The 7,434-nt window shown below is 37.8% G+C and carries 6 protein-coding genes; 3 read left to right on the forward strand and 3 right to left on the reverse strand.

The window, feature by feature from the left end:
- Window positions 1-653, reverse strand: a 653-nt coding sequence (wtpA, locus tag K8S13_RS01850) for a tungstate ABC transporter substrate-binding protein WtpA (RefSeq protein ID WP_291459994.1), incomplete at its 3' end; no start/stop codon positions are given.
- 294 nt (window positions 654-947) lie between these two features.
- Between wtpA and K8S13_RS01855 the strand changes: the two genes are divergently transcribed.
- Window positions 948-1,514, forward strand: a complete 567-nt coding sequence (locus K8S13_RS01855) for a type I restriction enzyme HsdR N-terminal domain-containing protein (RefSeq protein ID WP_291459995.1) — start codon at window positions 948-950, stop codon at window positions 1,512-1,514.
- Between the two features lie 194 nt (window positions 1,515-1,708).
- The gene (locus K8S13_RS01860; RefSeq protein WP_291459996.1) at window positions 1,709-4,018 is read left to right on the forward strand and encodes a mechanosensitive ion channel domain-containing protein; all 2,310 of its coding nucleotides are present in this window, start codon (window positions 1,709-1,711) and stop codon (window positions 4,016-4,018) included.
- Between the two features lie 15 nt (window positions 4,019-4,033).
- On the opposite strand, the gene K8S13_RS01865 is transcribed toward K8S13_RS01860, so the two are convergent.
- Both K8S13_RS01865 and K8S13_RS01870 read right to left on the reverse strand, forming a co-directional pair.
- Window positions 4,034-5,629, reverse strand: coding sequence for an RNA-binding domain-containing protein (locus K8S13_RS01865; protein WP_291459998.1), 1,596 nt, complete (start codon window positions 5,627-5,629; stop codon window positions 4,034-4,036).
- A 42-nt stretch (window positions 5,630-5,671) separates the two neighbouring features.
- On the reverse strand, window positions 5,672-6,025 hold the full coding sequence (locus tag K8S13_RS01870; RefSeq protein WP_291460000.1) for a potassium channel family protein: 354 nt from the start codon (window positions 6,023-6,025) through the stop codon (window positions 5,672-5,674).
- A gap of 382 nt (window positions 6,026-6,407) precedes the next feature.
- Between K8S13_RS01870 and K8S13_RS01875 the strand changes: the two genes are divergently transcribed.
- On the forward strand, window positions 6,408-7,433 hold the full coding sequence (locus K8S13_RS01875; protein ID WP_291460001.1) for a hypothetical protein: 1,026 nt from the start codon (window positions 6,408-6,410) through the stop codon (window positions 7,431-7,433).
- Window position 7,434: the final 1 nt, after the last annotated feature.

Consider the following 7,434-nt stretch of genomic DNA (forward strand, 5'->3'; position numbering starts at 1 on the left):
TCGTGCTGAATAGCGACAGACAGGTATTCCCAGGCATAATCCATATGTCCTGTTTTAAGAAGATTGACCAGTTCAACGGATTTGGGCCGGATATTTTTTTGGGGACGATTATCAATGAGTTTTTGATAAAGACCGTCAACATTATAAAATTTTTCAGCCAGCTGTAATACCATAATACTGCGATATCCGCAGGGGTCAAGGTTTGGATCGGAATGTCCCCATACAACATCCTTTTTTTGCAATATTTTATACCAGTTCTTATCAGTGACCTGATCGGCATATCTGCTTTGATCCGTGTAACAAAGGACAAGCTGATTTGTGGCAAACCTTACATTCCAGGCGGCAAAATTTGGAATCAGATTGTTATCAATGACTTTATAATCTGCTGATGCCATGATATCGGCTGGTTTGCCAACCTCTGAAATAAGGCGTGCCATTTTGGTGCTGCCGCCGGCTTCTCTTTGAACGTCAACATCCGGATATTTAGCTTCAAATGCTTTTTCAATTTTTGCAAATGGTACTGTCAGGCTGCCGGCATGGAAAATAGTCAGTTTGTCTTTGGGCCCGGCCTGTACCGGAAACGGAAACATCATTAAAGCGCATACAGCGAGCCAAACAAGGTGGGTTGTCAGATTAAACTTTTGTTTTTTCATTATATTTCCTCCTATTAATAGTTATTTACAACCGTACTCTATAGTTTTTGACTTATACTAAGTCAAGAAATTTAAAAAATATAAAAACACTAACAAAAACAAACCAAAAATAACACATGTTTGATGGAAGAATAGGAAATCATGTATTATGGATTAGATTTTTTTATGCAACACAACACAAGACTTGTAAACTTATTGATTATCCTTAACATTGAAATAGAAAAAAGAATTATGAATATTTGAGGAATTTATAAGTCGGCTTTATATGGCCTAAGCAGGAGGGTGGCAGCATCAATGGAAAACCAATCCAATCCTCATCATTTGGTTCTTGGAGAACTGAAAGATTTTTTAACCGGTTCTGTGTTAACGGACACGCTTGATGAAAGATACCGACAAACAATTGCCAAAAAGCTTGTATTAGACGGCAGGTTTGAAAAAAATGATATTGAAAGCAATATAAATCTTGAGGTTGTCGCCGGACAGAGAAAGGCTTCCATAAAAATTGATTTTCTTGTCAAATACCAGGGGAAATTTGTTGCACTTATCAAATATGCGCCGGGATCCCTTGTCACCAGGAGGCTTTCTACCCTGGCATTATCACGAATAATGAAACCTTACCAGATACCAATTGTTATTGTCACCAACGGAGAGGATGCAGAGATCCTTGATGGGGATACTGGAAAGGTTACTTCAACCGGACTTGACAACCTGCCTGCAAAAAAAAATATAAGAAAAAATATTAAAAGTTTTTCTTTTAAACCGATTAAAAAAACTGTGTTTGATCAGGCATCAAGAATTGCATATGCCTTTGAGATCGATGGTGCCTGTCCCTGTGACTCGGATGTCTGCATTATTGAATAAGAAATTGCAGATTTTTTGGACAATATATATGTTTTTATTATTTGAAAAGGACTTGGAATAGCCAAGCGTCTTTCGGAGTCGTTTATTAGAATAAATTTACCGTGATTAAAGATGACCAAGACTTGCCATACATTTATTGATGTGATAGCTTTTTTGCAGTATAGCAATAGTTAACAAAGAACTGGAGGTGTTGTGTGGCAAAAGTGCGATTAACTATTGGACCGGTATTTTTTCTTGTATTGCTTGCCTGCATTTTGAATATATCAAATCTAAGTGCGGAAACATCCGGGTCAGGCTCTACAATTAGCAAAATTCAATTACCTGAAAATTATTCTCCAGGACAGGTGGATGAAATATTGTCAGCCATGAGCGATGAACAGGTTAGACAACTGCTCATTTCTGAACTTAAAAAAGAAGCTTCAAGTTCCTTGCAGGATAAGTCAGATTCTTTTAATAATATGCATAAGTTTACTGATTTTGCCCATGCCAGATTAAAAGATTTTATCTCAAATATACCCAATATACCCTCTCATTTTTATAATTCCCTTGTCCTTTTATCCGAGAGTAGAGGTGTCTTCTCGTTGTTTATAACTTTGATCTACGCTCTTGGAGTCATTCTTGTCGGTTTTTTATTTGAGTTTTTTTTCAAATATATGACAAAAGGATTTCGTAAAAGGATCAATTCCTTTGAACCCTTGAAGGGATTCAGCAAGATTGGCAGTGCACTGTTGAAAACTATTCCTGATTTTTTTGGTGTGGCTGTCTTTATATTTGTCTGTCTTACAATTTTTTTTCTTTTGAAGGGGCAGAGCCATATGGCTGGTAAAATGATTTTTTTAATTGTGTTTATCGTAATTATATCTGTAAGGATGATTTCCCTTTTAAGCAGTGTTGTATGCTCGCCAACCATGGAAAATCTCCGCCTTTTACCTTTAAGTAATTATGCTGCCGGATATTTCCATAAAAGTATGATGTTTATAATGGGATTAATCTCTTTTGGCTATGTCATAATATCTGCAATGATCAGGATAGGAACTCCAGGAGATTTAACAAGGTTTACAGGGCTTAGTATTGGAACATTCCTGATCCTTACCATAGCTTTCATGATCCGGCAGAATCAAAAAATTGTGGCAGCGGTCATAATCGGTAATCAAAAAAAGCCATCTTTATTCAAAAAACAATTTGCAGCAATCTGGCATATATTGTCATTTGCTTATATAATTATTATCTGGGTTCTGTGGGCTGCACGCATGATTATTGGGCAAGACAATACTCCCATAGCATTTTTTATCAGTCTCTTGATTGTTCCCATCTATTTTTTATTAGACAAAGCAGGTCAATGGATAGTTGGCGTAATTCTTGGCACATTAAAAGAGCCGGAAGATAAGACTATGGAAGATGATGACCAGACAGTTCTGGAAAATAATAAAAATTCTAATACTGTTGCTGCTATTGTCAGAACCACTATTATTATTACCCTGGTTTTCTGGATAGCGAGCCTGTGGGGAATAAATATTCCTTTTGCCAGTCAACTGCCCAATACCATGTTTGATGTAATGGTTACATTGTCCCTTGGTTATCTTGCCTGGAATTTTTTAAGCAAATTGATAAATAAAAAACTCGCCGAAGATATGCCTGACAAAGATAAAAATGAAGGAAAAGATAATGAATTGGGCGGTGGTGTTGTTGCAGGGCGAAGCACAACAGTGCTTCCAATGGTTAAAAAATTTATTGGCACTGTTCTGATTGTGGTTGTTGTATTGACAATCTTGTCATCCATTGGGGTTGAAATTGCTCCATTACTTGCTGGAGCAGGAGTTATAGGCTTGGCCATAGGTTTTGGTGCCCAGAAACTGGTCACTGATATTTTATCAGGGTTTTTCTTTTTACTGGATGATGCATTTCGTGTAGGAGAATATATTGAGGCAGGGGGCATTACCGGCAGTGTGGAAGCGATTACCCTTCGCAATGTTAAATTAAGACATCATCGTGGAATGCTGCAATTAGTCCCCTTTGGTGAACTTGGTTCTGTAACCAATTACATGCGTGGAGGCATGGTTATAAAATTCAATATTCAGCTGCCCTATGATACTGATATAGATAAAGTACGAAAAGTCATTAAAAAAGTTGGTAAAGCAATGCTTAAAGATGAGGAATTCAAAGACGATTTTATCAAGCCTTTAAAGTCCCAGGGTGTCAGGGAAGTTGGAGACTCTGTAATGACCTTCAGGGTGAAATTTACTGCCCACCCAGGAAAGCAGTTTGTCATAAAAAGAGAGGCCTTTCGCAGGATAACCGAAGCCCTTGCTGCCAAAGGCATCCACTATGCCCACAGAAAAGTAATTGTAGATATGCCGGATGAGCTTAAATCTTTAATGGGGGGAAAAGAAAACGGCAATAAAGATATTGATACGTCTTATACTGAAACCGCATTAAAAATAGGTGCTGCGGCAGCAGTGGACGGTATTATACGAAGAGAAGAAACTAAAAAAGCAGAAGAATAGCTTTCTTAATGGCTTTTATCTTCTCTCTTCAAGGTACTTCACCATTTGGCTCATGGTAATCTTCATACTTGAAGGTCCGGAACGCACAAAAAATTCTTCATTTTTACCAATGGATAAAAAGACAGGCTTTCGTACTCGTTCACATTCAATGATTACAACCTGTTTTTCTTTAACAGGTTTTAGTTTTAAATTAATAAAACGGGTAAATTCGGGACCTATATGATTATTAATCAGGCTTTTACAATATAGGCGCAGCTTATCTTCATTTTCAAAATTATCCATCTGGATTCCGAGAATATTGCCGTTATCCTCCACTCCAACAAGTAAGATGCCGCCATCGGAATTCATAAAGGCTGTTATGGTTTTGAGCCAGGCAATTTCAATTTCCTTACCCTTTTTTCCGGTCTTAAGATTTGTTCGCAGGGTTGATTTAAATTCCAGGGTGGTGCTTTCGCCGGCATCAATAAGAGCAATTAGCTCATTAGCAAAATTATGGCCATTGATGTGTTGAGTGGGAAGTTCTTTGAGCTGGTAACTGTATTTTTTTACAAGTCGAAAAGCCAGAAAAATTGCTAAAAAAAGAACACCAAGACCAAGCATGCCTGTTTGCCACCATTTTTGGACAACATTATCCATGATTTTTGACTGGGGAATTATAATGCCAACCCAGGAGCTTGGATCACCTTGTCCTAACTTGCTAAAGCCTGCCCACCAGATTTGGCCGCTGTTGGTGAATTTCAAGGCTGAAACTTCTTTTTTTTTATGAGAATGCCAGATTTTTAATGCAGCTTGCAACGGGGCGGGCCGCTTGTCAACTTTGCCTGGTTCAACCTGGTTGTAAGTAATAATTGAACCATCTTTTTCTATTACAATAATATGACCATCTTTACCTGCCTTAAGAGTATTTAAAAATTCAAGGAGATCATTTTCCAAAAGATCAATGGCAATAATATGCTTGGAATCGGGGTTATCTTTTTTTTGCCAATAGGTGGCAGCGGTAACTCCAATCTCCTGTGTCGTAAAAAAAGTGTAGGGTTCAGTCCAGCTGATTTTACCGGGTTTGTTGTTTAAAGCCTCTTTGTACCATGGCCTGTTTGCAGATTGATAATCAGTTTTTTCCTGCCATGTATTAAATGGTTTACCGTTAAGATGCCAGGAGTGCCAGGTTGCAATTCTTTCACCATCGCCAGGATAAAGCCGCCTGGAACGCAGGCCGCCGTCATATTTCTGCAGAAAAAATTCTGCACCATTACTATTTGCAATTAATAAGCCTGTCATATGGGCATGGGGGCTTAATAAAGGAATAAGAAGTTTAGTTAATTCCTGGTCATTGCGTTGGATAATGGTACCATTTTTTCCCCACTCGCTGATAACAGCAAGATAGTTTTCAATGGGATCTACAAAACGGATAAACCTTTTCTTAACAAGTGTGGCAGCATCACTTATAATAGTTTTAGAGACTTTTTCACGTACAGTTCGAACTTGGTAAATGCTGAGTGCCACCAGGCAGGTAAAGGTAATTACCACCACAATAATAATATCCCGGAGCAATCTTTTGCGTATATTTTGGGGGTGGCCTTTAAAAGACAATAGTGATTGTAGTTTTGGCATGGTAATGTTAGTAAAAAATCCTATTTTGGGTTTTATAATTTTCTATTTAAATAGTTTGCCGGCTTGCAGAAAGATATTCAGATCCACGTACTTTTCAAATGCCAGGGTCGCTGTATGAACCGTGACTGCAACGACAATGCCGGTAAACATGATCCCGGTTAATCCAACTATCACTGATAAAGTTTTTGAGCTTTTCTTTAAAGGGTGAAGATCACCATAGCCCACTGTTAATGCAGTTATAAAAGACCAGTACAATGAATCAAATTTATTCCAACCTTCAATAAAGCCGACCACTTGACCTAAAATAACAATCCAAAATGATAAAAATATCAACAATGGCATAACCACATAAATAGCCACTAAAAATAGTCGAATAAATTCAAAAGTAAATTCCATATACTGTTACCAGCCGATTTGTATATTAATAAAATTATGTTTCATTTAACCTCTAATGTTTTGAGCAAAAGATGTCAATATTGAAATCAGTAATTTGACATATCAGTCAATATGTTATGCAACCCCTGCTTAATTTCTGAAACATATGGCAGTCATCTTTTTTGTTGACTTCCCAGCTTGTAACAGCTTGTCTGTATTTATACACCCCATGGGCTCATAACCATATGACAAGATAGTTTAAAATAGTTCATGCGTCAGCCGTGAAAAAAATGTTTGTTTTTATGCTAATATTGGAGTATAAAATACCCTTAAATATACAAATTATTCAAGAATCACTGCCATTAAAGATTGCCATACAATTCAACAATAAAGGGGATAGGTAATGCGAAAAATATTTGGAAGTTTGTTGATTATACTGTTTATCGCTTGCAATAATCTGTATGCAGAAGATGTAACGACTGTTGAAGCAAAAGATACTGATATCAGTGACAACCTTGATCTGGAAGCTGTTGCATCGATATTTGGTGAAGCAAAAGATCTGGAAGAATTTGAGAAGAAGCTCAATGACCCAGATACTCAGATCTCAAATCTGGATCTGAATGAAGACGGAGAAGTTGATTATCTCAGAGTAACAGAGACGTCCAAGGGTGATACACACTTGGTCACCATCCAGGCTGTTATTGGAAAAGACCAGTATCAGGACGTAGCAACAATTGACGTTGAAAAAAAAGGTAAGGATGAAACCCAGGTTCAAGTAGTTGGAGATGTATACATGTACGGCCCGGGCTACATAGTAGAACCCGTCTATGTACATCCCCCGGTGATTTTTGTGTTTTTTTGGAGTCCCCTGTATCATCCGTGGCGCTCGCCATTTTACTGGGGATATTATCCACCCTACTACCGCCCCTGGCGCCCCTACCCTCGACATCGCCATAGAACAAATGTCAATGTGAATATCAATGTTAATAATTCATATAACTATACAAGCGTGAGAAAAAGTAAAACCTCTATCGAATTGCAGAAAAAATCGAGGCGTAATGATTTTGGAGCCAAAAATCCAGATAAATCATTTGCTAAAAGGAATGAAGGGGTAAAAAACAAACAAGCATTAAACCAAAAAAGAGATGTCCCCAAGAAGAATAAGCCAAAAGCCAATGATGTAAAAAAACCAACTACTAATAAAAGTAAAGCAACAACCGGCAAGCAGGTTCAGAAAGACTGGAAACCCGCCTCAGAAAAAGCCGGGGCAGCAAGCAAAGTTAAGGATGGTAGGGTTTCTGTTCCGTCTAGAAAGATAAACTCAAAACCGTCACATAGGAAATCAAGCAAGAGTGTAAAACCAAGTAGCAGAAAAACAAAACAACAAATTGGCAGACCCTCTTCGAGAAAAAGACCCAAAAGGCGCTGAA

This window comes from Desulfobacula sp., assembly GCF_021107415.1.

Coding starts and splice junctions, on each gene's coding strand:
- K8S13_RS01865 (WP_291459998.1), bottom strand. CDS start 5,629: ATGCCAAAACTACAATCACTATTGTCTTTTAAAGGCCACCCCCAAAAT.
- K8S13_RS01855 (WP_291459995.1), top strand. CDS start 948: ATGGAAAACCAATCCAATCCTCATCATTTGGTTCTTGGAGAACTGAAA.
- K8S13_RS01870 (WP_291460000.1), bottom strand. CDS start 6,025: ATGGAATTTACTTTTGAATTTATTCGACTATTTTTAGTGGCTATTTAT.
- K8S13_RS01875 (WP_291460001.1), top strand. CDS start 6,408: ATGCGAAAAATATTTGGAAGTTTGTTGATTATACTGTTTATCGCTTGC.